This window comes from Kitasatospora sp. Xyl93 (assembly GCF_055383135.1).
Genome location: NZ_AP029187.1, coordinates 1 through 22,596, shown reverse-complemented (window position 1 = coordinate 22,596; position 22,596 = coordinate 1). Strand labels below are relative to the sequence as shown.

The following is a 22,596-nucleotide window of genomic DNA, read 5'->3' as shown; positions in this document are numbered from 1 at the left end:
GACAGAGGCCTCTGCCACGGCGATGGCCAAGGCCGTGACGAACTGGGTTGAAGAGTCCAACGGGCGCATCGAGGCACGGGTGTTCGACTTCGCCGAGGCCTTGGAGGCCCGGCTGGTCCCGGACGCGCTGCTGACACTGGGCCTGGAGTGTCTGGGCGGGGTGGGGAGGAAGACGGCTCTGTCGGTCGCTGTCCGCCCGCTGGCCCAGGCATGGCGAGTGCTCTTCGCGGCGGCGTCCGACGGGAGGGGCGTACAACTCCGGTTCCTATGGCGCCTACGGCCGGCTGGCGGCCTGGCAGTCCCTGGCCGCGCTAGCCGGAAGCCCGGAAGGCGCCACCGCCGGCGAGGTCGAAGCACGTGTGCGGGACTGCGTCTGGCACGGTTTCGGCGCCGACACGACGTGGTTCGAACAAGTGGCCTGGGACATCGGTCTGGCCGTCCTGGCACCGGGCCGTCGGCGCCTTGGCCGTACTGGCCGCGACGGACACCGACTGACCTTCCGTGGTCTGCTGGTTGAGGCGGTAGCCGACGTCATCCGGCGGCTGCCGGCTGGGGTTCACCCCGTCCGTAGGGGGGATGGCCGCGGCGGGACCGGGATCGAGACGGCCGTTCATGTCGAGTTCGAACCGGCCGTACGGGTTCACGTGCGTCCAGAACAGCGGCGACAAGCCCGGCGGTCGGCGTCGAGTGAGCTGGTTGGCTCCCTTCGGGTCGGCGAGGACCTGCTGCATCAGCAGGGTGTTGACGTTGACCAGGGCGGACTGGAGCAGGCGCAGTGCGAGCGTGCCCGACTGCCGTCAGTACCTGCGGCCGGCGCGGTATCGGGCACACGATCCCGGAAAAGGCCGACAGCAAGGCCGCCCGCCTGTGCAAGGGATCATGCGGCGGACGGCCACCGGGCTTCGACGAGGACCGGTACAAGAAGCGCAACACCGTCGAACGGGCCATCAACAAGCTGAAGAACGCCCGGCCGTGGCCCGCGATACGACAAGCGCGGCTACGTCTTCCTCGCAACGGTCACCAGCGGCGGCCGTGGCCATCTGGCTGCGGCCATGAATCGACGTGCTGGCCTTCCGTCACCGACGTAACTGGCTCTAGTGTCGAGCGGCCAGCGATGGCCGGCGTCATGCAACTTGCTCAACGCAGAGTGGTCGTTGGACACCAGTACCTGAGCCAGCCGGGCTGCCGCGGCGACTACGCCCGACCAGCCCGGTGAGTCCAGATAGACCTCGTCACGGGCAGTGGCGCCGACCGACTCCTGCACCGCGTTGTAGGCAGTGCCAAGATGTGCCATCAGCTCGACTTCTTCCCTCGCTGCGAAGCGATTTGCCCCAGCCAGGGCTGAGGGTTGTTCGCATCGCAGAAGTCGTCGAAGAGCACATGCACCGTGTAGTCGAGGTCCTCGAACTGATCCGGATCGAGCCACACCTCTCGCTGCCACGTCGGGCTGGCCAGCGCTTCAAACCGCAGGCACGACATGGAGGCGGTAGTAAGGCAGAGCAACGCCGTGATCAATCACGTGCTAAGAGTACGCATCTTGTGATCGGCCGGACAGCTCCTAATAGTGCTTTGTTAGGAGGCTTGTCGCATCGTGTGGTTGGTAGTTCTCTGGTCGTATGAGGGCTGGGGAGCTTGCGTTGTGGCGGGGTCGGTTGGAGGAGTTCGCGGCTGAGGTGTTCGCGCCCTTGGCCCGCTGTGATCAGCGGGGCCAAGGGTGGGCTGTATCTGCGGGGCTGCTGCTGGAGGGCCGGCGAAAGTCGATGTAGCCGATGGCCGAGCGGCTCGGGGTCAACCACCAGGCGTTGCAGCAGTTCATGACGTCCCCGACCTGGCCGGTCGAGCACGTCCGGGCCCTCCTGGCGTGGCGGGCCGTGCGGGCGGTGCGGCCTGTCGTGCTCGTCAAGTACTCGGTCCGGCGATGAACATGTCCCCCAGCGCGAGGAGAGCGGCGACAAGTTCCTCCTCTCCCAGCGACAACTCCGCAAAGAGTGGTTCGGCCTCGCGGAGTCTGGCCTAGGCGTCGGGATCTGGGCACGCCCACAGCAACGCACACTGCCCACGCGCAGATACCTGACGTCGCCTGTCCTCGCTGCCAGTTCGGTCGAAGATCGCCTCCTCGCTCTGGCCAGCGGCAGGCATCTCCCGGGCCTCCAGAACCAGCGCGACCTCGTCCTGCACACGGTTCATGGCCCAGAGGCTCCGCGAGATGCGACAGCCGAGGTCGCCCTGGTCCCCTCGGGCGTGGGCCGACCAGCTGACTGAGGTGAACCCGCAGCGAGGATCGATCCATGGCCCTATCTCGCACGCTCAAATATCCGAATCTACCGACACACGGCACGCTGGCGCGCCCGGGCCGTCCGGGGCCGTCCGGGGCTGTCCGGGGCCGTCCGGGGCCGCCGGGGCCCGCGCGGTGCGCGGCGTACGGTGCGCCGCGCACCGCGCGTAGCGCTGCGGCTTGGAGGCGGGGGTGGGGCCGCGCCTGGTCCCGGGGGCGGGCTTGTTCTCGTCCTGCGGGGCCGGTCAGGGTGTGAGAACGATGCGGCCGCGGAGGTGGCTGGTTTCGAGGCGGTGGTGGGCGTGGGGGGCGGTGGTGGAGGGGGAGGGTGTCGGCGACGCGGAGGGTGAGGTGGCCGTCGGCGGCGAGGGCGGACAGTCGGGCCAGGGCCTCGCCGTCGGCGGTGATCCACACGTTGGCGACCCGGATGCCGCGTAGGGGGGTGGGTGTGGGCGTCGGCCGTGACGGCGACGAAGGCGCCGCGTCGGCGTACCGCGGCCAGGGCGCGGATGCCGAGCAGGGCGGTGTCGATCGCGCCCGTCGACACCGCCGGGTACCGATTCCCGTACGGCGTGGGCGATGTCGGGGTGTGGTGCGCGGTACGAACCATTCGGCGCCCAGTTGCCGTATCAGGTGTTCGTCGTCTTGTCCGGCGAGGGCGACCACCCGCAGGCCGCGCAGGGCGGCCAGTTCGACGGCGAAACCGCCGACGTTGCCGGCCGCGCCGGTGACCAGGACAGGTGGCGCCCGGTCGGCAGGTCGAGCAGGTCCAGGGCCTGCACGTGCGGTGAGGCCGCCCAGTGGCAGGGTCGCGGCCTGTTCCAGGCTCGCTCCGGCGGGGGCGGGGGCCATGGCGTCGGCGTCCAGTACGACGTGCTCGGCGTAGGTGCCGAGGTCGGTGTCCAGGAGGTCGCGCAGGCCCACCACCCGTTGGCCGGGCGTGAAGCGCGTCACGCCGGCGCCGAGGGCGTCGACGACCCCGGCCACGTCCCAGCCGATGCCGGTCACGGCCCGAGGCGCCATCAGGCCGGCCCGGGCGAGCGCCCCCGAGCGGGTGACCGCGTCCACCGGGTTGACGCCGGCCGCCGCCACCCGCACCCGTACCTGCCCGTGCCCGGGGCTGCGGCAGTGCCACCTCCACCAGCTCCAGTACCTCGGGACCGCCGAACTCCCGCACCACCACGGCACGCATACCGTCCACACCCCTTTCCACCACCCGGCAACTGCGCCCAACCTAAGGAGAGTTACTCTCCTCTGGGAAGGACGCACCCGAAGGTGCGTACCGTACGGAAAGGAGAGCGCTCCGGTGCCCACCACCACCGCCCGCCCAGCGCCGCGCCGCCGAGGCGGCCCACTACGACGCCTACCTCGCCCACTGCCCCCGCCCGCCAGCTCCTGGACCGGATCGGCGACAAGTGGGGTCAGCCTGGTCGTCAACAGCCCTCGCCGACGGGCCGCTGCGCTACAGCGACCTGCGCCGGCGCCTGGCCGGGGTCAGCGAGAAGATGCTCACCCAGACCCTGCGCGCCCTGGAACGCGACGGCCTGCTCGAACGCACCGTCACCGCCGGGGTGCCGGGCCCGCGTCGACTACGCGCTCACCGGCCTCGGGCGCGACCTGCTGCCGCTCATGCGGCAGATCAAGGACTGGGCCGAGGCGCCACATGCCCCAGGTGCTGGCGGCCCGCACCGCCTACGACGACGGGCGGCAGGGACCGGACTGACGCCAATCGGCCAGGCGCCGGGTGCAGACACCGGACGGCTGCCGGATGGCTGCCGGACGGCGGGCACCGGAGTGACACCGGACGGCCAGGCGCTGGGCGCAGGCGCCGGGCGGCGGGGGAGGATGGTCGGGCCGCAACTTTCGTCGGGGCGGCTCGTTGGGCCGGTCAGGTCGACCGACCGGGCCGGGGGCGGGAGCGCGCCCCCCGGCCCCGGCCAGGGGGAAGGTGCCGCGCCCGACGGCACGGGCGAGGCCGTACGCGGCAACGGCCCCGGCTCCGCAGCGGGCCGGGGGGCTGACTTCGACGGCGCTTGCAGCGACGCCGTCGACGACGCCACCGACGGCCTGGGCGAGCGGTTGCGCGCCCGCTACCTCGCCGAGGACCTGCGCCGGCGGCCGGCCGACTGGGGGAGGTCGACCATGCCGACGGCGTGCTGCGCGCCCATGACGTTCCCACCCGCTGGGAGGTGCGCTACCAAGACTGCGGCGCCGGGCTCCTGTTCACCGCGCTCGCCCTGACCTGGGGCACGGGGCACCGGCCCCGACACCGGGCACGCCCAGCCGGCGGTGCAGAGCGTCCTGGGCGCCGGGCTGATCTCGGACCGCGAGGACGAACTGGCGCATGACACCGCCGGACCCGCGCCCCGCCCCGCCCGCGCCCCAACCCGCCTGGCCTGTTTCGGGGTTAGGTCAGGGCGGCGGCCAGGCGTTCGGGCAGGGTGGCGTAGGGGCGGCAGTCGACCACGGGCAGTGCGTGGGCGCGGGCCTGGTCGGCGAGCCAGGTGCTGTAGCGGGCGCTGACGGCGGCGCGTTCGGGCTGCGGGCCGGCCTGCGGTTCCCGGTCGGCGTAGTTGGCGCCGATGCGCCGCGGGTCGTGTTCGTGGAGGAAGACCGCGCGCAGGCGCCGGCCCTGTGCGGCGGCTTCGGCGGCGGCGCGGGCGGCGGCGGTGGGGGTGAGGTAGTCGCCTTCCACGATGGCGGGTACGTCCACGGTGAGGCGGTTGCGTACGACGCCGAGCAGTGCGTCGTCCAGGGCGTGGGCGGTGGCGATCTGGAGTTCCAGGACGCGGTCGGCGTCGAGTGCGTCGGGGTCGGGCAGGGTGGTGAAGTGGTGCAGGCCGGGGTGGCCGGCGGGGGTGGTAGCGGCCTGCAGGGCGGCCACGATGTCGTCGAACTCGACCACGAACGCGCCGTGTTCGGCGTGCAGGCGGGCGGCGGCGCGGCTCTTGCCGAGTCCGGAGGCGCCGCCGATCAGCAGGACGTCCCACGGGCGTTGGTCGGTGTGCATACCGGCACGGTAGACCGTTCGGGTACGGGCGGGCCCGGCGGGGTGGGGTACCCGGCCCGGCCGCGGGCGCCCGCCGGCCGGCCCCCCGGGTGTCCGGCCCGCCGCGCGGGCCCTTCGAACCTCACCCCGCGCCGTCCCCCGCGGCACGCCCGGCGGCACCTCCGCCTCCGCCGCCTTCGGCGCCGTCGAGGCGGTGTTGCCAGGCGGTGAGGAGGTCCTGCAGGGCGCGGGCCTCCTCGGTGCTCAGGTGGGCCAGCAGGCGGTGCTCGTTGCGCATGTGGGCGGTGAACGCCTCGTCGATCAGGCGCAGCCCGGCGTCGGTGAGGGCGACCACGCGCCCGCGCCGGTCGTCGGTGGCCGGGCGGCGGGTCACCAGTGCGGCGCGTTCCAGGCGGTCGATGCGCTTGGTCATCGCCCCGGTGGTGACCATGGTGTGCGCGGCGAGCTCGCCGGGGGCCCGCTCGTAGGGGGCGCCGGCGCGGCGCAGTGCGGCGAGTACGTCGAACTCGCCCTCACCCAGGCCGTATTGCCGGTAGACCACGGCCAGCTCGGCGCTCAGGCGCGCGGCCAGGCGGTGCAGGCGCCCGATGACGGCCTGCGGGGCGACGTCGAGGTCGGGGCGTTCGCGCCTCCACTGGGCCTGGATCCGGGCGACGCGGTCCGCGGGCTGGCTGGGCTGACTGGAATGGTCGGGCTGGTCGGGCTGGCTGGGCATGCTCCCACTCTACCCCAGTAGCTTCCCTGGAAGCTATATTGTCTTCCATGGAAGCCACTATGCGATGGGTCCTGCTCACCGCTCTCGCGCCCCTCGCCTGGGGCGCCAACTACTGGGTCACCCACGCCCACCTGCCCGCCGACCGCCCGCTGTGGGGCGCCGCCCTGCGTGCCCTGCCCGCCGGTCTGCTGCTGCTCGCCCTCGCCCGCCGTCGCCCGCGCGGCTCCTGGTGGTGGCGCAGCGCGCTGCTCGGCCTGCTCAACACCGCCGCCTTCTTCGTCCTGCTCTACCTCGCCTCCCAACTGCTGCCCACCAGCGCCGCCGCCACCGTCATGGCCGCCTCCCCGCTGGCGATGCTGCTCACCGCCTGGGCGCTGGCCGGCCAGCGCCCGCGCCGCGCCCACCTGGCGGGCGCGGTGGTGGGGCTGGTCGGGGTCGCGCTGGCGCTGGCCGCGCCGGGCCGGCAGATCGGCTGGGCGGGGCTGGCCGCGTCGGCGGCGGCAATGGGGGTGTCCTGCGTCGGCTACGTGCTGGCCGCCCGCTGGCGCGAGGGCGCCGACCCGCTCACCGCCACCGCCTGGCAGCTGACCGCGGGGGCCCTGCTGCTCCTGGTACCGGCCGCCGCCGTCGAGGGCGCGCCCCCGCCGATGGACGCCCCCACCCTGCTCGCCTTCGGCTACACCACCGTGGTCGCCACCGCGCTCGCCTTCACCTGCTGGTTCACCGGACTGCGACACCTGCCCGCCGGCACGGTCGGCCTGCTGGGACTGCTCAACCCGCTCACCGGCGTGCTGCTGGGCACCGCACTGGACGGCGATCCCTTCGGCGCGCGCCAGGCGATCGGCCTGGCCCTGGTGGCCGCCGGGATCCTGCTCGCACGCCCGCGCCCCCGCTCAGGGCGCCCCGCCGACGACCCCCGCGCCGAAACCCCGCGCGCCGAAACACCCTTGCTCACCGGCCGCCGCACATGATCGAATGTCACCGGCATCGCGTGCCGGTGACGGACTGCGTCAGGCATGGAGGTGCACGACCGAAGGGACCACCGTCGTGGCCTCCCCCTCCCACGGCCGTACGGCCGCTCTCAGCCTGCAACTGTCCGACGCGCACCAGGACTTGCGCCGCCGCCTCGCCGACCTGCGCGCCGGCCTCGGCCGCCCCCAGTCGGACGGCGACGACCGCCTCCGCACCCACTGCCTGGCCTTCTGCACCGCCCTGACCAACCACCACCAGGGCGAGGACGGCGGACTGTTCGCCCAACTCCTGCGCGAACGCCCCGATCTGGCCCCCACCATCGACAAACTCGTCGAGGACCACGGCCTCATCACCCACATCCTCGCCCGGGTGCGCCATCTCGCCGACCAGGCCGCCACCACCCCAGGCGCCGACCTGCAGGCGATCGGCGGCGAACTCGACGGCCTCGCCGCCATCATGGACTCCCACTTCGGCTACGAGGAACGGGCCATCGGCGCTGCCCTGGACGCCGGGGTGGACGACGACGGGTGGTCCGAACCCGTACTGCGCTTCACGGCGCCGGGCACCGCGGCCCCGTAACACCCGCCGCAGCTGCCGAAGCCGTCCGCGGGGACCGGTGGAAGCCGTCCGGTAGAATCCATCGCCCCGCCCGGCCCGGCTTCCCTACACTCGCCACGCGGCCGCGCCCCGACGCGCGGCCCAACGCGCCGGACGCGACGGACGCGACGACCGCATCCAACGCGTCGGACGCGACGACCGGGACGACTGTGACGGACGAACGCGGGAAGGGGGCGGGCGGCCATGGCGAAGCGGAGCGCCGCCGCCTCCTCTCCCGCGTCGCGGTACGAGGTGATCCTGGTGTCCCGGCCCTCCCGGTGCCCGCTGCGCGGCCGGCACCGCAGCGGCGCCGCCGCCCTGTGACCCCGTTGCACCGGGCCCCCGGCGCAACCCGGTCCGACCGGCCGCCGGCCCCGCCCGATCGCGCGACGCCCACCCGAACGTGACCGCCCCGAAAGGCACCCGGGCCATGCGCACCCCCACCAGCAGCAGCACCGCCACCGCCGGCATAGCCGCCGTCCGTAACCTCGGCATCCTCGCGCACGTCGGCGCCGGCCAGACCACCGTCACCGAGCGGATCCTCCACCTCACGGGCCTCGGCCTCGCCCGTGAACGCGGCGAGGCCGGTGAGGGCATCACCGTCACCGACTGCCGCCCCCATGAACGCGAACCCGGCATCACCGCCTTCGCCGCCGCCGTCAGCTGCCACTGGGCCGGATACCGGATCACCCTCATCGACACTCCCGGCCACGTCGACTTCGCCGGCGAGGTCGAACGCTGCCTGCGCGTCCTGGACGGTGCCATCGTGGTGTTCGACGCGGTCGCCGGCGTGGAGCCGCAGAGCGAGTCGGTGTGGCGCCAGGCCGAACGCCACGGCGTGCCGCGTATCGCCTTCGTCAACAAACTCGACCGCGCCGGCGCCGACCTGGACACCGCCGTCGCCGACATCCGCCGGCGCCTGCACCCGCACCCGCTCGCCGTCCAACTGCCCATCGGCGCCGAGGACTCGTTCACCGGCGTCGTCGACCTCGTCCACCTGCGCGCCCTCACCTGGCACGACGACGGCACCGCGGCCCAGGGCCCGGTCCCCGCCCACCTGCACACCGCCACGGCCCGGCGCCGCCGCGCACTGGAGGAGGCGGTGGCCGAACTGCACCCCCGCGCCCTGGAGGAGTACTGCGCCACCGCCGCCCTCACCACCGACACCCTCACCACCGCCCTGCGCGACCTCACCCGCACCGGCGAGGCCGTCGTGGTGCTGTGCGGCTCCGCCTACCGCAACCGCGGCATCGAACCGCTCCTGGACGCCGCCGTCGCCTACCTGCCCTCCCCCCTCGACATCCCGCCCACCTATAGCGCCGACCGCACCCAGCACCGCCGGGCCGACCCCCGCCAGCCCCTGACCGCCCTGGCGTTCAGGGTCACCGCCGCCCCCACCGCACGCCTGACCCACCTGCGCCTGTACGCCGGCACCCTGCGCACGGGCGACACCGTGCTCGACACCGCCACCGGCCGCCGCGAACGCGTCGCCCGTATCCTCACCGTCCACCACGCCGAGACCGACCACGCCCTGCCCGGCGACATCGTCGCCGTCGCCGGCCCCCGCCACACCCGCGTCGGCGCCACCCTGTGCGACCCCGAGCATCCCATCACCCTGGAAGCACCCGCGCACACCGAACCCGTCGTCACCGTCACCGTCGAGGCCCGCGCCGCCGCCGACACCGACAAGCTCGCCGCCGCCCTCGCCCGCCTCACCGAGGAGGACCCCTCGCTGCGCGTGGCCACAGACCCCGACACCGGCCGGCGCACCCTGTCCGGCCTGGGCGAACTGCACCTGGACGCCGCGGTGGACAAGATCCGGCGCGACAGCGGCGTCGAGGCGGTGACCGGCCGCCCGCGCGTCGCCCTGCGCGAAGCCCTGACCGAGGGCGTCACCGGCTTCGTCCACCGCCACACCGAACCAAACGGCGCCACCGCCCGGTTCACCCGCCTCGTCCTCGACGTCCACCCCCTGCCGCCTGGCACCGAGGAGGACTTCACCTTCACCTCCACCGCCCCCCGCCTGCCGCGCGAGTACGTCCAGGCCGTCGAGGCCGGCTGCCGCGACGCCCTCACCCACGGCCCGCTCGCCGGACACCCCGTCACCGGCGTCGCCGTCACCCTCACCGACGGCGCCACCCACCCCCAGGACTCCTCCGGACCCGCCCTGCGCACCGCAGCCCGCCTCGGCCTGCGCGAAGCCCTGCGCGCCTCACGCACGCACCTGCTGGAACCGCTCGCCGAAGTCGACGTCACCGTGCCCCAGGACGCACTGGGCACCGTCCTGAGCGACCTCGCCGCCCGCCGCGGCCACATCCGCTCCACCGACCCCGGAGCCACCGCCAAGGCCACCGCCCTGGTGCCCCTCGCCGAACTCTTCGGCTACGCCACCCGCCTGCGCAGCCGCACCCAGGGCCGCGGCACCTTCACCACCCGCCCCGCCGGCTACGCCCCCGCCCCCACCCCGACGCGCCCGGGTGCGTCGAACTGGTCGTGACGTGCTACGTGTTGAAGGGCTCCCGAACACCTTCCACTCCACCGGTAACCTCCCTTACACGCCCCACCGTTGCGCTCCCGACTCTCCCACGCCACGCGGTGACGGGCTCGGACTGCTCCGGGAGGAGACACGGCGGGCACGCCACCATGCCGAGCGGGAGGCACACGCGCCACCCGCTGCGGCGGGACTATCACGATCTAGACGAGTAGTTCCGAAGTCGGTCAGTGGTCGTAGGCGATCAGTGAGCGGGTGACGGGTTGGCCGGTGGTCCGGTTGTGCCAGATCGCGCAGGTCATCGCCAGCAGCCGCTGGCCGACCCGGGCGCCGACGCCTTCGATGGTGCGGCCGCCGTGTTGTTCGAGTCCGAGTTGGCCTTTGAGTGTGTCGTTGACGGACTCGATGAGCTGGCGGACCGACTTCAGCAGTCCCTCGCCCGGGCGAGGGGCGAGGTTGCGGTACGACGGTCGCAGCAGCTGGATGCCGTACTGGTCGAGGAAGCGGTCGAGTTCGGCGGAGACGTAGCCCTTGTCGGCGAGGATCAGCAGGCCGGGCCGCTCGCGCACGAGACCGGGCTCGGTCTCGACGAGCGCGGCCAGGACCTCGCGCTCGTCGACCTTGGGGTTGGCGAGGGCCCAGGTGACGGGCAGGCCGGCCGGGGTGCACACCAGGTGCAGCTTCAGGCCCCAGAACCAGCGCGAGTGGGAGCGGCTGTAGCCGTAGCCGGCCCAGCCGGCCAGCGCCGAGCGGCGGACGGTGTCGCGGGAGCGGCCGCACTCCACGGGCGTCGAGTCGGTGATCCACACCGGGTCGCCCCACAGGTCGGTCGCCCGGGCCAGGTCGCGCACGGCCTGCTGGAGCAGCGGCCGTGCCGCGCGCAGGCGCTTGTTGTAGCCGGGCCTGCCGGGCAGGTTCGGGAACATGCCGCGCAGATGGGCCTGGGCGAAGCGGATCCAGCGGGCCTCTGAGTGGAAGCCGAACAGCACCTGGGCCACGGCCAGGCAGACCAGTTCGGAGTCCGTCAGCAACGGCGGGCGGCCCAACCACCGCGTTCGGGGCAGGTGATCATCGATCTGCACGTAGAGTGCCGTCAGGAGGGTGTCCAGCTCTTCGGTCGTCACAACCCGATGCTGGACACCCTTCCTGCATGCCCGGAGCAGAACCGGCAAACCCAGCCCACTTCGGAACTACTCGTCTAGGTGTACGACACCCGGTTGGCCTAGGCTCCGTCCGGTCGATCATGTGCGGAGCCAGATGGCGAGGGCGGCTGCGGTGATGGGGCCGAGGTAGACGTATCCGCGTTTGTCGTATCGGGTGGCGACGGCTCTGGCGTGCTTGAGCTTGTTGATGGCCCGTTCGACGGTGTTGCGTTTCTTGTACCGCGCTTCGTCGAAGCCCGGTGGCCGCCCGCCGCGCGAGCCTTTGCGCAGGCGGGCGGCCCGGCTGTCGCTCTTCTCCGGGATCGTGTGCCGGATGCCGCGCCTGCGCAGGTAGGCGCGGATGGGTCCGTTGCTGTAGGCCTTGTCGGCGGCCACGCTGTCGGGCGTCTTGCGGGGCCTGCCCGGCCCGGTCCGCGGGATGCGGATCTTCTCCAGCACGGGCTCGAACTGGGTGCAGTCCGCCCGCTGCCCCGCGGTGACGATCAGGGACAGCGGGCGGCAGCGGCCGTCCGCGCTCAGGTGGACCTTGGTGGTGAACCCGCCCCGCGAGCGGCCAAGGCCCTCGCCTCCAGCACCACCTCCACCAGTCGGGCGACGAGGCTCTGCCACGGTGTCTCGTCCTGGTGTTCGCCCTGCCCAGCCCCCTTTGAGGCCAGGGCCGGTGGTGGATCGGTGCGGGCACCCGCCGCGTGCTGGTGGGCCCGCACGATGGTGGAGTCGACGGAGATGTCCCAGTCGATGTCGCCGGCCGCGTCCGCTTCCGCCTGGACCTGCTGGAGCAGACGCTCCCACGTCCCGTCGGCCGACCACAGCCGGTGGCGTTCGTAGACCGTCTTCCACGGCCCGAACCGCTCCGGCAGGTCACGCCAGTGCACACCCGTCCGCACCCGGTGCAGAATCCCGTCGATCACCTGCCGATGGTCGCGCCACCGGCCACAACGCCTGTTGCTGACCGGCAGGAACGGCCGCAGCCGTTCCCACTCGGCATCCGTGAGATCACCCCGCCCCATGCCCGGAACAACGAGCAAGGCCGGTGATAGTCACATGATCGGGCGGACAAGTCCTAGTACTGCAACGGTTGTTATTGTGACGACGCTTCAGTCCCTGGGTTATGGCCTCGTCGTTTGTAGTGGCTGGTGCGGGCCTGGTGTTGGCGTCGGCGGCGCCAATGGGACCAGTGCAGGACGTGGGCGATGCTGCGGCGGACGGGCCGGGTGAGGCCGGTGATCAACCGGCGGATCTCGGGGACGGTGAGCGGTATCAGGTCTGGCGTTCGAGCGGGTCCGGCCCCTTTTCGAGTTGCTGGGCGCGCAGGACAGTGAGGTAGGCGTGGGCGGCCATCGCGAGGGTGATGTGCCGGTGCCATCCCTGGTAGCGGCGGACCTGGTAGTCGTCCAGGCCGCACTGGCCCTTGGCGGTCTGAAAGCACTCCTCGATCGCCCAGCGGGCACCCGCGACGGCGATCAGCTCGTTCAGGGTGGCCCCGGCGGGCGCGTAGGCGATGTAGTAGGAGATCTTCGTCGAGTCGGTGATACTGCGGCGGGCCAGGACCCAGTGCTTGCGGTCCGGGCGATGCCATGGGCGGACCTCGACGCGGGCCCAGTCGTAGATCCGCAGGCCGTGGGCGCCCTCCCCGCAGGAGCGGCGCTTCCACTTCTGCCGGGGCAGGTCGGCGATCAGGTCGTGGAGCGGGTGGTCCAGGGCCCGCCGGGTGACAACGGTGTCGTGTCGGGTGGTGGCCACGACGTGTAAGACGTCGGCTTGTTCGAGCTCGGTGCGCCAGCCCTTGCTGTAGCCGTAGCCCGCGTCCGCGGTCACCCAGCGGAACGGGATCCCATCGTCGATCGCGCGGCGGACCATCCGCCGGGCGAGCTGGACCTTCGTCGCGAACTCGACCTCGTCGCCGATCCCCGCCGCCCGGCACCGCACACGGTCGTCGGTCCAGGACTTCGGCAGGTAGAGGGCTCGGTCGATCAGGGTCCGGCCCCGCTCACCCGAGTAGGCGAGGAAGACGCCGACCTGGCAATTCTCGGTGCGGCCGGCGGTACCGGAGTACTGCCGCTGCACACCTGCCGACCGCACGCCCTTCTTCAGGAACCCAGTGTCGTCCACGATCAGCACGCCGTCCGGATCGGCCAGGTGCTCGACGACGTACTCGCGCACATCGTCGAGCACCCCGTCCGCGTCCCAGTCGATCCGGTTCAGCAGCCGCTGGATCCGGTCCGGGCCTTCGTGGCCGGCTTCCTCGGCCACCGTCCAGCCGTTCTTGCGCTCCAACGGCGCCAGCAGTCCCCGCATGTAGGCCAACGCCGACTCCCGCGGCTCGCTCCGCGCGAACCGAGGCGCAAACCGCTCATGCAACCCGGCCAGCCCGTCCGACCACCAACGAGCATCCACCTCGGATATGTCCCCACCCATGAACAGTCCAACGAGCGAACCAAACAACCGTCACGGCAGGGTCTGTCCAATGAACGGTGTAACTCGGTTGGGTTGAGTTAGCGACGGCCAGCGGAGAGTCGGCCGTCGAAGGCGATCTCGAAGGCGTTGAGTGCGGCCTTCCAGCGGGTCATCCAGCGTTTGCGGCCGGCCCCGGTCGGATCGAGCGACATGATCGCCATGTAGACGCACTTCAGGGCCGCCTGCTCGTTCGGAAAGTGCCCGCGCGAGCGGACGGCCTTGCGGATCCGCGCGTTCACGGACTCGATCGCGTTCGTGGTGCAGATGACCCGCCGGACCTCGACGTCGAAGCTGAGGAAGGGCACGAACTCGGCCCAGGCGTTCTCCCAGAGCCGCACGATCGCCGGATACTTCTTGCCCCAGGCCTCGGTGAACTCGACGAATCGCTCGAGTGCGGCGTCCTCGGTGGGCGCGGTGTAGACGGGCTTCAGTGCCTTGGAGATCTTGTCCCAGTCCTGGCGGGCCGCGTAGCGGAACGAGGCCCGGATCAGGTGGACGATGCAGGTCTGGGTGACGGCCTGCGGCCAGACCGCGGCGATGGCGTCGGGCAGACCCTTGAGGCCGTCGCATACGACCATGCAGACGTCCGCGACACCGCGGTTCTTGATCTCGGTCAGCACGTGGAGCCAGTACTTGGCGCCCTCGCCGCCGTCGCCGGCCCAGAGACCGAGGATCTCGCGGGTGCCCTCGACCGTGACCGCGAGGGCGACGTAGATCGGCCGGTTGGCGACCTGGCCGTCGCGGAGCTTCACGTGCACGCAGTCGATGAACACCACGGGGTAGACCGGGTCGAGCGGCCGGTTCTGCCACTCGGCCATGCCCTCGATCACCTGGTCGGTGATGGTGGAGATGGTCTGCTTGGAAACCTCGGCACCGTAGACCTCGGCCAGGTGCGCGGAGATCTCCCCGTGCGTCAGGCCACGGGCGGACAGCGACAGCACCATCTCGTCCACCCCGGACAGCCGCCGCTGGCGCTTGCGGACCAGCTGCGGCTCGAACGAGCCCTCTCGGTCGCGAGGGACCTCGATGGCGACCGGCCCGACCTCGGTCAGCACGGTCTTCGAGCGGACACCGTTGCGCGAGTTCCCGCTGCCGGCCCCGGCCGGGTCGTGCTTCTCGTACCCGAGGTGGTCCGTCATCTCGCCTTCGAGGGCGGACTCCAGGATCTTCTTCGTGAGCTGCTGGAGCAGGCCGCCGGCGCCGGTGAGCTGCAGCCCGCTCGCGCGGGCCCGGTCGACCAGCTGCCCGATCAACTGGTCGTCCAGCGCGTCCGGCTGCAACTCCACCGGCCGCACGGCCTCTACGGCCTCAGCCGAGACGGTCACGTCAGTCATCAGGTGCTACTTCCTTGATCGGGAGTTACACCGTTCTTTTTACAGACCCTCACGGCAAGCACCGTTGCAGTACTAGGTGTTGATGTTCTGGTGGGTGTGGGCCGGGTGGCCTACGCCCGTCCGGCTGACAGGCGCCCGTCGAAGGCGATGTCGAAGGCGTTGAGGGCGGCCATCCAGCGGTTGCTCCAGCGTTGCCGGCCGCGTCCGGTGGGGTCGAGCGCGAGGGTGGCCAGGTAGAGCCGTTTGAGGGCGGCCTGCTCGTTGGGAAAGTGACCGCACGCACCGGCGGCCGTGCGGTAGCGGGAGTTGAGACTCTCGATGGCGTTGGTGGTACAGATGATCTTCCGGATCTCGGCGTCGAAGGCGAGGAAGGGCACCATCTCGGGCCATGCCTTCTCCCAGAGTTTCACCACGGCCGGGTAGGTCGCCTCCCAGGCGGCGGCGAAGTCCGCGAACCGCTCCAGGGCCGCGGCCTCGTTCGGCGCGGTGTAGACGGGCTTGAGGTCGCGGGCCACGGCTGCCCAGTCCCGCTTGGACGTGTAGCGGAAGGAGTTCCGCAGCAGGTGGACGATGCACGTCTGCACCACAGTCTGGGGCCAGACCTGGGCGACGGCGTCGGGCAGGCCGGCCAGGCCGTCGCAGATGAGGATCAGGCAGTCCTTCACTCCGCGGTTCTTGATCTCGGTCAGGACGGACTGCCAGTACTTGGCGCCCTCGCCACCACTGGAGGTCCACAGGCCCAGGATGTCGCGGTAGCCGTCCGCGGTGACACCCAGGACCACGTAGACGGGCCGGTTGGCGACCTGGCCATCGCGGACCTTGACGTTCACCGCGTCCACGAACAGGACCGGGTAGACCGCGTCGAGAGGACGCGTGCGCCAGTCGGCCATGCCCTCCAGCACCCGGTCGGTGATCGTGGAGACGGTCTCCTTGCTGGTGGCCATGCCGTAGACCTCGGCCAGGTGCGCGACGATCTCACCGCTGGTCAGGCCCTTCGCGGTCAACGAGACCACGAGGTTGTCCAGGCCCTCGGTACGGCGCGCGTGCCGGGGCACGACCTTCGGCTCGAACGTGCCGGCCCGGTCCCTGGGCACCTCGAGCGTGACGGGGCCGGCCTCGGTCATCACGGTCTTCATCCGGTAGCCGTTGCGCGCGTTGCCGCCCTTGCGCACCGATCGGCCCGGCTCCGCACTGGACGCCAGGTGCTCGTCCATCTCGGCCTCCAATACCTCCTGGAGCAGGTGCCGGGTCAGCTGCTGCAGCAGCCCGCCCTCACCGAGCAGCTGCATCCCGCCGGCCCTGGCCTGCTCGGCCGCCGGCTCCGCGACCGACGCCACCACGTCCGACCCGCCAGTGTTCTTCCTCGGACCCATGCCCAAGGCATCGGCAGTTCCCGACTCCGACGAAACCGTCCCGTCAGGAACCGACCCGATCCGGTGATCCGTCCGCGAGCTCATCAGTGTCTCCCTTGATCAGAGTGTCCACCTGATTCATGACACTCCCGCTGCGGCGGCCCAACTGCCGCGCGCGGGAAGTCGATTCCGCCGACTTCCCGCGCGTGCGAGGGAGCGGGTTGGGGTTTGGGGGCCAGTGGCCCCGTGTTAGGAAGTCGGCTTCTCGCGCGTGCCGGTGGTCGGGTGGTTGGGGTCTCCTGGCCGTCTGGTGGGGAGGTCGGTCGTGCCGGCTTTGCGCGCGGGTGGCTGCGTCGCCTTGCCGTCGGTGCTGGGTGTTTCGTGCGTGGGAAGTCGACTTGGGCGGCTTCTCGTGCGTGCTGGTGGTGGTCGGGTGGTTGGGGGTTCTCTCGGCCGTCTGGTGGGGAGGTCGGCCGTGTCGGCGCTGCGTGCGGGTGGCTGCGTCGCCTTGCCGTCGGTGCTGGGTGTTTCGTGCGCGGGATGTCGGTTCCGTCGACTTGCTGTGGGTGCTGGTGGGTTGGGAAGGTCCGGTCGTCCTGCGTGGGAAGTCGGTTGTGTCGACTTCCTGTGCGTTGGGGTGGTCGGGGGACTGGCTGCCTGGCACCCGGTCGCCTGTGGGGACAGGTTGGTGGTTTCGGCTTTGCGCGCGGGTGGTGCCGCCTTGCCTTCGAGGTCGGCTGTTCTCGCGCACGAGAAGTCGACTCGGCCGACTTTTCGCGCGTGCTGGTCGGGTGGTGGGGGTTGGGGGGTGGGTGGTTGGGGTTTTCGGGTTGTTCGGTGGGGGGTCGGTTGGTTGGGTTGGGGTGTTTGGTGTGTGGGGGCGGTTTGCCGTGTGGTGTGTGGGGTGGGGGGCCTGGTGCTGTGGCTTGTTCAGGGGTGCCGGTTTCCCGCGTGGGTGTGGTGGGTTATGTGTGGGTGGTGGTGTGGGTGTGGCGGGTGAGGGAGTCGAGGGTGACGGCGGTGAGGAGGACGGTGCCGGTGATCATGTATTGGATGGCTTGGGTGGCGTGGATCATGTCGAGGCCGGTGGTGATGGTTTGGATGACGAGGATGCCGAGGAGGGCGGTCCAGGTGTTGCCGCGTCCGCCGAAGAGGCTGGTGCCGCCGATGACGGCGGCGGCGATCGCGCTCATGAGGACGTTGCCGCTGCCGAGTTGTTTGTCGGCGGAGCCTTGTTGGGAGGCGTAGAACAGGCCGCCGAGGGCGGCGAGGAGTGCGGCGAGGATGAAGACGGTGGTCCGTGTTCGGGTGATGTTGATGCCTGCGCGGCGGGCGGCTTCGACGTTGCCGCCGATGGCGAGGACCTGTCGGCCGTAGCGGGTGCGGCGCAGGACGAAGTCGGTGGTCAGGACGGCGGTGAGTAGGACGACCAGGGACAGGGGCAGGCCGCGGTCCTGGTTGAGGGTGTAGGCGGTGGTGAGGGTGAGGGCGGCGAGGGCACCGGCGCGTATGGCGCTGTCGGTGGTGGGGGGTGCGGTGAGGCCGGCGGCGCGGCGGCGGCGGGCGGTGCGCAGGCGGGCGGTGAGGTAGAGGGCGGGGGCGAGGACGGCCAGGGTCCAGGCGTAGGCGATGTCGCCGTCGCCGAGGAAGGTGGTGTCCAGGCTCGCGATGATGCCGTGGTGGCGGTTGTTGACGGTGCCGGCGTCGCCCAGGACCCATTCCTGTAGGCCGTTCCAGGCGAGCATGCCGGCGAGGGTGACGACGAAGGCGGGTACGCCGACGCGGGCGAAGAAGAAGCCGTGCAGCAGGCCCATGGCGCAGGCCGCGCCGAGGGCGGTGAGGATGGCGAGCCACTCGGGCAGGTCCTGGCGTACGGCGAGGACGGCGGCGAGCGCGGCGCTGGCGCCGGCCACCGAGCCGAGGGAGAGGTCGATCTCGCCGAGGATCAGTACGAAGACGACGCCGACCGCGATCAGTCCGGGCCCGGCGATGAAGCGGGTGATGTTGGTGAGGTTGTCGGCTTGCAGGAAGTGGTGGGTGACGGACTGGAAGACGGCCGCGATGACGATCAGGCCGACGACGACCGGCAGTGAGCCGAGCTCGCCGCGGGCCAGGCGGTGGCGGGCGGCGGTGGCGTGGGCGGCCCAGCCCCGCGGGGGCTGGTGCAGCCGCGGGTCGACGGCCGGGACGGCACCGCCGGCGGCATCAGTACCGCTGGCCGGGACGGCAGCGCCGCCGGTGGCACCGGCACCGCCGGAGGGGATGTCGGCGGCAGCGGCACCGCTGGAGGGGACGGTGGCACCACCGGAGGGGGCGGCAGCGGGGACGTCGGCGGCATCGGCACCGTTGGAGGGGACGGGAGCGGCGCCGTCGGCGGCACCGGCACCGCCGGAGGGGATGTCGGTGGCATCGGCACCGTTGGAGGGGACAGTGGCACCGCTGGCCGGGACGGCAGCGCCGCCGGTGGCATCGGCACCGCCGGAGGGGACGGTGGTGCCGTCGGTGGGGACGGTGGTGCCGTTGGTGGGGGTGGGTGTTTCGGGGGTGTTCATTCGGCGTCGGCCTTCTGGGTGCGGCGGGCCCGGCGGCGGGCGTGGGCGTTGTCGGTGGCGCCGGTGATGGCGGCGATGATCTGTTCCTGGGTGGTGTCCGCGACCGGGAACACGCCGTTGTTGCGGCCCAGGCGTAGCACGGCGACGGTGTCGGCGACCGCCCGTACGTCGGCCATGTTGTGGCTGACCAGTACGACTGCCAGGCCCTGTTCGCGTAGTCGTTCCACGAGGTCCAGGACTTGGGCGGTCTGTTCGACGCCGAGGGCTGCGGTGGGTTCGTCCAGGATCACCAGGGCCGGTTCGCCGACCAGTGCGCGGGCGATGGCCACGACCTGGCGCTGTCCGCCGGACAGTGCGGCCACCGGGGTGCGTACGTCGGGGATGCGGATGGCGAGGGTGTCCAGCAGCCGGCGGGCGTGCTGTTCCATGGCGACTTCGTCGAGTAGGCCGGCGCGGTGTTTCTCGTGGCCGAGGAAGAGGTTGGCGATGACGTCGAGGTTGTCGCACAGCGCGAGGTCCTGGTAGACGGTCGCGATGCCGAGGGCGGTGGCGTCCTGGGGGCGGGCCAGGCGCACGGGGTCGCCGTGCCAGGTGAGGGTGCCGTCGTCCACGGGGTGGACGCCGGCGATGGTCTTGACGAGGGTGGACTTGCCGGCGCCGTTGTCGCCGACGAGGGCGAGGACCTCGCCGGCGTGGACGGTGAGGTCGACGTCGGTGAGGGCCTGGACGGCACCGAAGCGCTTGGAGACCGAGCGCAGCTGGAGGACGGGTGCGCCTGTCACGGGAACAACCACCTTGAGGGAGCGGCTACTTGGGGCGGTACGGGCGGTACGGGCGGTACGGGCGGTACGGGCGATACCGGGCGGTACGGGCGGTACGGGCGGTACGGGCGATACCGGAGCGAATCCGGAGCGGTGCCGGAGCACTGCCGGGAGATTCCGGGGCGGTGCCTGGCGATACCGGGCGGTGCGGGCGATACCGGAGCGAATCCGGGGCGGTGCGGGCGGTGCCTGGGCGGTGCCGGGAGATACCGGGGAGATACCGGGCGGTGCCGGGGCGGTGCCGGGAGATGCCGGGGCGGTGCCGGGCGGTGCCGGGCGGTGCCGGGCGGTGCCGGGGCCGTGCGGGGCGGTGCCGGGGCGGTGCGGGGCGGTGCGGGGGTGGTGTTGGGGTGGTGCCGGGAGATGCCGGGGCGGGGTTATTTGAGGCCGGCGGCGGCGCAGGCGGCGGCGTAGTCGGTGGTGCAGATGTCGGAGACCTTGTAGAGGCCGTCGGCCAGGACGGTGGTGGCGATGTTGTCCTTGGTGACGATCTTGGCGTCGAGGAGCTTGGCGGGGATGTTCTTGTCGGTGGCGCTGTCGACGCTCGTGTCGGCGATCGCCTTGACGTCCTTGCCGTGGAGGAGGGCGACGGCCAGTTCGGCGGCGGCTTCGGCCTGTGGGCGGTAGGCCTTGTAGATGGTGTAGGCCTGGTCGCCGTTGACGATGCGCTGGATCGCGTCCAGGCCGGCGTCCTGGCCGCCGACGGGGACGGTGATGCCGGCGCCCTTGAGTTGGGTGATGATGGCGGCGGCCATGCCGTCGTTGGCGGAGTAGACGGCCTGGAAGCCGTTCTTGCCGAACTCGGTGACGGCGGCGGAGATCTTCTGGCCGGCGACGGTGGGTTCCCACTGTCCGGACTGCTCGTAGACGACTTTCCTGACCTTGCCGTCCAGGGCCCTGTGCGCGCCGGTCTTGAACTGGGCGGCGTTGGGGTCGGCCTCGTCGCCGTTGATCATGACGATGTCGGCCTCGGCGGCCCGCGGGCCGAGCGCGGCCAGCAGGGCCTGGCCCTGGAGTTCGCCGACCTTCTCGTTGTCGAAGGAGGTGTAGGCGGCGACCGGGCCGCCGGCCAGGCGGTCGTAGGCGATGACCTTGACGCCCTTGGCGGCGGCCTCCTGGACCCAGCCCTGGGTGGACTTGGCGTTGTAGGGGTCCAGGACGATCACCTTGACGCCCTGGGCGAGGAGGGTGTCGAACTGCTGCTTCTGCTTGGCGGCGCTGCCCTCGGCGTTGTTGTACAGCACCTTGCACTGCGCGCACAGGGCCTTGACCTTGGCCTCGATGAACGGCCGGTCGAAGGACTCGTAGCGCACCGAGGAGGCGTTCTCGGGCAGCAGCAGGCCGATGGTGTCCGGGCTGCCGGAGGCGGATGCCTCGGCCTTGGCGCCGCCGGCCTTCCCGCAGGCGGCGGTCATGGACAGGGTCAGTGCGAGGCCCACGGTGGAGACGAGGGCGCGACGCAGTACGGCATTCATACGGGTGCCTCTCCCTGGGGTCGCCGCGGCGTCGCGGCGGGGTGGGGGGAGTTAAACCTGAGCGCGTACATGACGTCAATAAGTAAAACCAGACTGCCCGCGATCCACCACCACTCGTTATCTTCGTGAACACGCCTGCGGGCGGGCGGGGCCGGAGCGGCGGGGCAGCGGGGCGGGCCGGGGCCCGGGCGGGGGGTGGGGCCCCGGGGCCGGGGTGGGGGGGTCCCGGGGCCGGGGTGGGGGGTCCCGGGGCTGGGGGTGGGCGCGCGGAGGCGGCCGTGCCCGCCGCTCCCCTCGTGTGGCGGGCACGGCCGGGCCGGCGCCCGGCCGGGTGTCAGGGGCGGTCGAGCGTGACCGAGTTGATCGGCCCCAGGTCGTAGTACACGCCCTTCGGCGAGGAGAGGTCGTAGACGCAGTCCGCGCCGCCCGCGCCGCGGCACAGCCGGGCGTGCGCGCCGCCGCTCTGGTTGTTCAGCACCCAGTGGTGGCCGTACTGGCCGCTGAGGTTGTGCGCGCGGAGGCGGCCGTGCCCGCCGCTCCCCTCGTGCGGCGGGCACGGCCGGGCCGGCGTCCGGCCGGGTGTCAGGGGCGGTCGAGGGTGATCGAGTTGATCGGCCCCAGGTCGTAGTACACGCCCTTGGGGGAGGAGAGGTCGTAGACGCAGTGCGCGCCGCCCGCGCCGCGGCACAGCCGGGCGTGTGCGCCGCCGCTCTGGTTGTTCAGTACCCAGTGGTGGCCGTACTGGCCGCTGAGGTTGTGCGCGCCGTAGCTCCAGTAGACGGCGCTGGGGCTGATGGCCGGGTCCTGGTCCTGCGGGTAGACGCAGACCGCGCCCGACGGGCAGCCCGCCCACTCGCCGTCCGCGGCGCCGGCGCCGCCGGCCCCCGTCGTGGTCACGGCGGCGGCCAGGGCCAGGACGGTGACGGCACGGGTGATCCTGCGCATGGGGGTTCTCCCTTGGCTGGTACGAGCACCGGACGGTCGATCCGCCCGGTGCCCGTCAGCCTAGGAACCCGGTGCCCGCGGCGGTCCCTGACATCTGACAGGGTCGCGCCTGCTTGCCCGCGGGCCCGACAGGCCCCGCCAGCCCGGCAAGCCCTGCCAGCCCGGCAGACCCCGCGGGCCCGGCAGGCCCCGCGAGCGCGAGGTCCCGCGGGCCCGGCAGACCCCGCCAGCCCGACAAGCCCCGCGGGCCCGGCAGACCCCGCGGGCCCGGCAGACCCCGCCAGCCCGACAGACCCCGCGGGCCCGGCAGACCCCGCCAGCCCGACAGGCCCCGCGAGCGCGAGGTCCCGCGAGCCCGACAGGCCCCGCGAATCCGGCAGGTCCTGCGGGCCCGGCAGGTCCCGCGAGCCCGCGGGCCCCGCCGCCGGGCCTCGCCG

Annotated in this window: 17 protein-coding genes and 5 pseudogenes; 7 read left to right on the top strand and 15 right to left on the bottom strand. The window is 72.1% G+C overall.

The genetic code is table 11. The annotated features are described in order from the left end of the window. Window positions 1-22 precede the first annotated feature (22 nt). Both ACZ5GH_RS39175 and ACZ5GH_RS39170 read left to right on the top strand, forming a co-directional pair. Window positions 23-184: pseudogene (locus ACZ5GH_RS39175) on the top strand (DUF6183 family protein); the annotation flags it as partial. Window positions 185-188: 4 nt separating this feature from the next. Beyond that, window positions 189-404 (top strand): annotated as a pseudogene (locus ACZ5GH_RS39170) (DUF6183 family protein); the annotation flags it as partial. On the opposite strand, the gene ACZ5GH_RS39165 reads toward ACZ5GH_RS39170, so the two are convergent. Both ACZ5GH_RS39165 and ACZ5GH_RS39160 read right to left on the bottom strand, forming a co-directional pair. Continuing rightward, window positions 312-776, bottom strand: coding sequence for a Tn3 family transposase (locus tag ACZ5GH_RS39165; protein ID WP_464337040.1), 465 nt, complete (start codon window positions 774-776; stop codon window positions 312-314). The pseudogene ACZ5GH_RS39170 and the gene ACZ5GH_RS39165 sit on opposite strands and share 93 nt — an antisense overlap. A gap of 517 nt (window positions 777-1,293) precedes the next feature. Next, window positions 1,294-1,515: an SCO4402 family protein gene (locus ACZ5GH_RS39160; protein WP_464337039.1), complete on the bottom strand. Its 222-nt coding sequence runs from the start codon at window positions 1,513-1,515 to the stop codon at window positions 1,294-1,296. 101 nt (window positions 1,516-1,616) lie between these two features. On the opposite strand from ACZ5GH_RS39160, the pseudogene ACZ5GH_RS39155 reads away from it, so the two are divergent. Continuing rightward, a pseudogene (locus ACZ5GH_RS39155) lies at window positions 1,617-1,901 on the top strand (transposase); the annotation flags it as partial. A 1,271-nt stretch (window positions 1,902-3,172) separates the two neighbouring features. Here ACZ5GH_RS39155 and ACZ5GH_RS39150 read toward each other — a convergent pair. Next, window positions 3,173-3,343: pseudogene (locus ACZ5GH_RS39150) on the bottom strand (alcohol dehydrogenase catalytic domain-containing protein); the annotation flags it as partial. Between the two features lie 347 nt (window positions 3,344-3,690). On the opposite strand from ACZ5GH_RS39150, the gene ACZ5GH_RS39145 reads away from it, so the two are divergent. Continuing rightward, window positions 3,691-4,296 (top strand): winged helix-turn-helix transcriptional regulator, encoded by a 606-nt coding sequence (locus tag ACZ5GH_RS39145; RefSeq protein ID WP_464337038.1) that lies wholly within the window; start codon window positions 3,691-3,693, stop codon window positions 4,294-4,296. A 386-nt stretch (window positions 4,297-4,682) separates the two neighbouring features. Here ACZ5GH_RS39145 and ACZ5GH_RS39140 read toward each other — a convergent pair whose 3' ends face one another. Together ACZ5GH_RS39140 and ACZ5GH_RS39135 are read right to left on the bottom strand one after the other, a co-directional pair. Then, window positions 4,683-5,285: an AAA family ATPase gene (locus tag ACZ5GH_RS39140; protein ID WP_387760559.1), complete on the bottom strand. Its 603-nt coding sequence runs from the start codon at window positions 5,283-5,285 to the stop codon at window positions 4,683-4,685. Between the two features lie 121 nt (window positions 5,286-5,406). Beyond that, window positions 5,407-6,000, bottom strand: coding sequence for a MarR family winged helix-turn-helix transcriptional regulator (locus tag ACZ5GH_RS39135; protein WP_464337037.1), 594 nt, complete (start codon window positions 5,998-6,000; stop codon window positions 5,407-5,409). Between the two features lie 47 nt (window positions 6,001-6,047). Here ACZ5GH_RS39135 and ACZ5GH_RS39130 point away from each other — a divergent pair, with 47 nt between their 5' ends. The 3 genes from ACZ5GH_RS39130 to ACZ5GH_RS39120 all read left to right on the top strand — a co-directional run bounded on the left by ACZ5GH_RS39130 (window position 6,048) and on the right by ACZ5GH_RS39120 (window position 10,066). Beyond that, complete coding sequence (locus ACZ5GH_RS39130; protein ID WP_464337036.1) at window positions 6,048-6,971, top strand: DMT family transporter; 924 nt, start codon at window positions 6,048-6,050, stop codon at window positions 6,969-6,971. Between the two features lie 76 nt (window positions 6,972-7,047). Then, window positions 7,048-7,551 carry a hemerythrin domain-containing protein gene (locus ACZ5GH_RS39125; RefSeq protein WP_464337035.1) on the top strand — a complete coding sequence of 168 codons (504 nt, stop codon included), beginning with the start codon at window positions 7,048-7,050 and terminating at the stop codon, window positions 7,549-7,551. A 448-nt stretch (window positions 7,552-7,999) separates the two neighbouring features. Continuing rightward, on the top strand, window positions 8,000-10,066 hold the full coding sequence (locus tag ACZ5GH_RS39120) for an elongation factor G (RefSeq protein ID WP_464337034.1): 2,067 nt from the start codon (window positions 8,000-8,002) through the stop codon (window positions 10,064-10,066). Window positions 10,067-10,287: 221 nt separating this feature from the next. Here ACZ5GH_RS39120 and ACZ5GH_RS39115 read toward each other — a convergent pair whose 3' ends face one another. From ACZ5GH_RS39115 to ACZ5GH_RS39070, 10 genes and pseudogenes are all read right to left on the bottom strand, one after another. After that, the gene (locus tag ACZ5GH_RS39115) at window positions 10,288-11,184 is read right to left on the bottom strand and encodes an IS982 family transposase (protein ID WP_464337033.1); all 897 of its coding nucleotides are present in this window, start codon (window positions 11,182-11,184) and stop codon (window positions 10,288-10,290) included. Between the two features lie 117 nt (window positions 11,185-11,301). Continuing rightward, window positions 11,302-12,233: pseudogene (locus ACZ5GH_RS39110) on the bottom strand (IS5 family transposase). A 250-nt stretch (window positions 12,234-12,483) separates the two neighbouring features. After that, on the bottom strand, window positions 12,484-13,641 hold the full coding sequence (locus ACZ5GH_RS39105) for an IS701 family transposase (protein WP_464337032.1): 1,158 nt from the start codon (window positions 13,639-13,641) through the stop codon (window positions 12,484-12,486). 77 nt (window positions 13,642-13,718) lie between these two features. Further along, window positions 13,719-15,014 carry an IS256 family transposase gene (locus ACZ5GH_RS39100; RefSeq protein ID WP_464337031.1) on the bottom strand — a complete coding sequence of 432 codons (1,296 nt, stop codon included), beginning with the start codon at window positions 15,012-15,014 and terminating at the stop codon, window positions 13,719-13,721. A 110-nt stretch (window positions 15,015-15,124) separates the two neighbouring features. Next, complete coding sequence (locus tag ACZ5GH_RS39095; protein ID WP_464337030.1) at window positions 15,125-16,387, bottom strand: IS256 family transposase; 1,263 nt, start codon at window positions 16,385-16,387, stop codon at window positions 15,125-15,127. A gap of 944 nt (window positions 16,388-17,331) precedes the next feature. Further along, window positions 17,332-18,918, bottom strand: coding sequence for a sugar ABC transporter permease (locus ACZ5GH_RS39090; RefSeq protein WP_464337029.1), 1,587 nt, complete (start codon window positions 18,916-18,918; stop codon window positions 17,332-17,334). Next, complete coding sequence (locus tag ACZ5GH_RS39085; protein ID WP_464337028.1) at window positions 18,915-19,700, bottom strand: ATP-binding cassette domain-containing protein; 786 nt, start codon at window positions 19,698-19,700, stop codon at window positions 18,915-18,917. Before ACZ5GH_RS39085 ends, ACZ5GH_RS39090 begins: the two co-directional genes overlap by 4 nt. 416 nt (window positions 19,701-20,116) lie before the next feature. Further along, on the bottom strand, window positions 20,117-21,214 hold the full coding sequence (locus ACZ5GH_RS39080) for a sugar ABC transporter substrate-binding protein (RefSeq protein WP_464337027.1): 1,098 nt from the start codon (window positions 21,212-21,214) through the stop codon (window positions 20,117-20,119). A gap of 334 nt (window positions 21,215-21,548) precedes the next feature. Further along, a complete protein-coding gene (locus tag ACZ5GH_RS39075) occupies window positions 21,549-21,692 on the bottom strand; it encodes a hypothetical protein (RefSeq protein WP_464337026.1) in 144 nt (47 codons plus the stop codon). 104 nt (window positions 21,693-21,796) lie between these two features. After that, window positions 21,797-22,159 (bottom strand): hypothetical protein, encoded by a 363-nt coding sequence (locus ACZ5GH_RS39070; protein ID WP_464337025.1) that lies wholly within the window; start codon window positions 22,157-22,159, stop codon window positions 21,797-21,799. Between the last annotated feature and the right edge of the window lie 437 nt (window positions 22,160-22,596).